The sequence below is a fragment of the Streptomyces sp. M2CJ-2 genome (assembly GCF_016757295.1).
Lineage (GTDB): Bacteria > Actinomycetota > Actinomycetes > Streptomycetales > Streptomycetaceae > Streptomyces.
This window is the reverse complement of record NZ_JAESIF010000177.1, coordinates 1-3,119: the sequence shown is the minus strand read 5'-3', so window position 1 is coordinate 3,119 and position 3,119 is coordinate 1. Positions and strand designations below refer to the sequence as shown.

Genomic DNA, 3,119 nt, shown 5'->3' with positions numbered 1-3,119 from the left:
GGGACGGGGCTGGGGGCGGGGGCGGCGGGGGCCGGGCCCGGCGGGGCCGCGGCCCGGCGCGCGGGCTTCGGGCCCGCGGCCGCGGGCCGCAGGGGCATGACACGGACGTCGAGGGGCGCTTGATTGCTCACTCCTTCAGCCTAGGAATCCCCGCTCCGAGGGGAAGGGAGCGGCATTCCGCCCTGAGTGAAGGGGCGGAACGCCGAGCCCCCGCGGGGCCCTCGAAAAATCGGGGGGAGTGTTCGGGGACGGGCTGGGTACCAGCACCTCCGAAGGACCGACGCACATCCGCCCGTGCACGTTCGTGGGGAGAGGTAGAGGTATGGAGACCGCCGTGATCCGGCCGCAGGCACAGGTCGTCGAGAGGAACGCCGAAGCCGGGACGGGTGACGGGAGCCTGCCGGGGGTGGTGGATCCCCGAGCCGTCGCTCCGCGCGACGCCAAGGAACTGTCCCGGCAGTTCTTCCGTCGTCTGGCGGAGCTGGAGGAGGGCACACACGAATACCAGTACGCACGCAACACTCTGATCGAGATGAACATGTCGCTGGTGCGGTTCGCGGCCGGACGGTTCCGCGGCCGTGGCGACGACATGGAGGACATCGTCCAGACCGGCATGATCGGTCTGATCAAGGCGATCGACCGGTTCGAGCTGTCGCGCGAGGTCGAGTTCACCTCCTTCGCGCTGCCGTACATCGTCGGCGAGATCAAGCGCTTCTTCCGTGACACCACGTGGGCGGTGCATGTGCCGCGGCGGCTCCAGGAGCTGCGGGTGGAACTGGCGAAGGCCCGCGAGGAGCTCTCCAGCCGGCTGGACCGCGATCCCACGGTCGCCGAGCTCGCCACGCTGATGAACATCACCGAGGAGCAGGTCAACGAGGGGCAGCTCGCCGCGAACGGTTACAACTCCTCGTCGCTGGACGCCGCCCTCACCGGTGACGGCCCGGAGAACGGCGAGGCCGTTCTCGCCGACTTCATCGGCATGGAGGAGGAGGGGCTGCGGCTCGTCGAGGACTTCCACGCGCTCGCTCCGCTCATGGCCGAGCTGAGCGACCGCGATCGGGAGATCATCCGCATGCGGTTCGTGGAGGAGGCCACCCAGGCGGAGATCGGCGAGCGGCTCGGGTGCTCGCAGATGCACGTCTCCCGGCTGATCAAGCGGATCATCGGCCGGCTGCGCGAGGGCATGCTGGGCGAGCTGGGCTGCGCCTGACGCCCCCGGAGGACGCACACCGTACGCGGCTGCCGGCCCACCCTGTGAGGGTGGGCCGGCAGCCGCGTACTCGGTTTGTCGTTTCCCGGTGGGTGCGGGGCCGTCCGAAGACGGCTTCGGGAAGTGGGAGTTCCGCCGGCAGGCGTTCTGAGCCAGGCGTTCTCAGCCGACGCCGGCCGGTGCCTCAGCCGGCGTCGAGGCTCAGCACCGCGCCGACGCGCTTGCCGACCGGTACCCGCTCCACGAAGAGGTCCCGCGCCAGGGCCCGGACGATCTCCAGTCCGTGGCGGCCTATGCGTTGGGGATCGCGGGGGAAGACCTGGGGCAGGGTGCCGCTGCTGTCGTACACGGCGACCGTGATCGCTTCGTCCGTGCCCTCCAGCTCCAGGATGTACGGGCCGCCGCTGTGCCGGTCGGCGTTGGTGACGAGTTCGCTCACCACCAGCAGTGCCGCGCCGTCGGTCCGCCGGCCGATCGTGGCGCACCACTCGGTCCTCAGCTGTTCCAGGAAGCGCGCGGCGAAGTCGCGCGCCTCGGCGATGCATCCCGGCTCGCCGGTGAAGTGTGCCGTCCGCCGCAGCGGTTCCACGGGCACGTCGAAACCAATCGGTATCACTGCCCCGTCCAGGTGATCGATCATGCGTTTCTCTCTGGGAAGCCGGGCTGGCCGGACGATCTGCACCGGTGCACCTACCCCGAGTCGGTCGGCGCAGTCCCCTGATCGGTGTTCGTCATGCCACACGGCGGGCACCCGGACAAGCGGGTGCGGAGCGGGGGCGCCTCCGGTGGGAAGGGCGAACCATGAACGAACTGTTGGCGGTGCGATGCCTGCGTACGCTGCCCGTGGTGACGTTGGGCGGCGATGCCGTGGCCCACGTCAAGGACACGGTCCTCGACGCCACGGCCGGGCGCATCACCGGCTTCACGCTCACCGGCCGAACTCTGCTGTCGGGTCCCCTGCCCCGGGATCTGCCCTGGCCGGCGGTGCATTCCCTCGGTCGGCACGCGGTCATGGTCCGCGACGAGAGGGCGCTGTGCGACGTGCCCCTGTCGGTGGCCCGCCGCGACGCCCTGCACGGGCGGTTGCTCAGCGCGCAGGTCCTCACCGACGAGGGCGACGCGGTCGGCACGGTGCTCGACGTCCTGGTCGAGGGCGGCACCAGTGGCCGGATCGTCGCCTTCCGGCTCGCCGCGCACCGGGAGTTGGTGCCGGGCTCCAGACACCACCGGCACCGGGTGTACGTGCCGCGGGGCGAGGCGGTGTCCGTCTCCGGCCGGTCGCTGGTCATCCCCGCGCACGCCACCACCTACGTCACCGACGACCTGCCGGACTTCGTGGCGCGGGTCGGCGCGTTCCGTACCCGGCGGACGGGTGCGCTGCCGTGATGCTGTTCTCCCGGGTGCGAGGGCTGCCGGTGCTGACCCCGGGGGACGGGGACCGGCTCGGCGTCGTGCGGGCGCTGACGGTCGACGCGGTGTCCGGCACGGTCACCCACGTACGGGTGCGGAGCGGGCGCCTGCGCAAGGAGACCGTGCTGGCCTGGGACGACGTGGAGGCCGCCGGTCCGGACATGCTGATCGCCCTCCCTCCGGCCTCCGCCTCGGCCGAGCCCCCACCGCATCACGATCTGCTCGGCAGCAGGGTCCTCACCGAGGACGGCGAGGAGCGCGGCACCGTGCTCGACGCGGCCTTCGACCCGCTCACCGCCCGTATCAAGGCGGTCCTCACCACACGCGGCGAACTTCCGGCCGACCGCCTCCTGGGGCTGGGCGACCACGCTCTGGTGATCCGCGCCCGGGCACCGGGTGCGGGACCCCGGCACCGCACGGCTGACTAGTAGGGCTTGGTTAGGTTGGGGCGGGTTCGGCATGTCGGGTCGGCTTCAGGGATCTTCGGCAGGTCGGGCAC

At 71.5% G+C, this 3,119-nt stretch carries 4 protein-coding genes; 3 read left to right on the top strand and 1 reads right to left on the bottom strand.

Features of this window, described 5'->3' with window-relative positions:
- Positions 1 to 322: 322 nt before the first annotated feature.
- Positions 323 to 1,210 carry an RNA polymerase sigma factor SigF gene (locus tag JL475_RS38440; protein WP_202282839.1) on the top strand — a complete coding sequence of 296 codons (888 nt, stop codon included), beginning with the start codon at positions 323 to 325 and terminating at the stop codon, positions 1,208 to 1,210.
- A gap of 184 nt (positions 1,211 to 1,394) precedes the next feature.
- Here the strand turns inward: JL475_RS38440 and JL475_RS38435 are convergent, their stop codons facing one another.
- Positions 1,395 to 1,850 carry an ATP-binding protein gene (locus JL475_RS38435; RefSeq protein WP_202282838.1) on the bottom strand — a complete coding sequence of 152 codons (456 nt, stop codon included), beginning with the start codon at positions 1,848 to 1,850 and terminating at the stop codon, positions 1,395 to 1,397.
- A 161-nt stretch (positions 1,851 to 2,011) separates the two neighbouring features.
- Here JL475_RS38435 and JL475_RS38430 point away from each other — a divergent pair, with 161 nt between their 5' ends.
- Both JL475_RS38430 and JL475_RS38425 read left to right on the top strand, forming a co-directional pair.
- A complete protein-coding gene (locus JL475_RS38430; RefSeq protein ID WP_202282837.1) occupies positions 2,012 to 2,596 on the top strand; it encodes a PRC-barrel domain-containing protein in 585 nt (194 codons plus the stop codon).
- The gene (locus JL475_RS38425) at positions 2,593 to 3,048 is read left to right on the top strand and encodes a PRC-barrel domain-containing protein (RefSeq protein WP_202282836.1); all 456 of its coding nucleotides are present in this window, start codon (positions 2,593 to 2,595) and stop codon (positions 3,046 to 3,048) included. The genes JL475_RS38430 and JL475_RS38425 overlap by 4 nt, the downstream gene beginning before the upstream one ends.
- Positions 3,049 to 3,119: the final 71 nt, after the last annotated feature.

Bases quoted from the DNA above. Each gene is read 5' to 3' on its own strand.
- JL475_RS38430 (WP_202282837.1), top strand. From the start codon at position 2,012: ATGAACGAACTGTTGGCGGTGCGATGCCTGCGTACGCTGCCCGTGGTG.
- JL475_RS38440 (WP_202282839.1), top strand. From the start codon at position 323: ATGGAGACCGCCGTGATCCGGCCGCAGGCACAGGTCGTCGAGAGGAAC.
- JL475_RS38435 (WP_202282838.1), bottom strand. From the start codon at position 1,850: ATGATCGATCACCTGGACGGGGCAGTGATACCGATTGGTTTCGACGTG.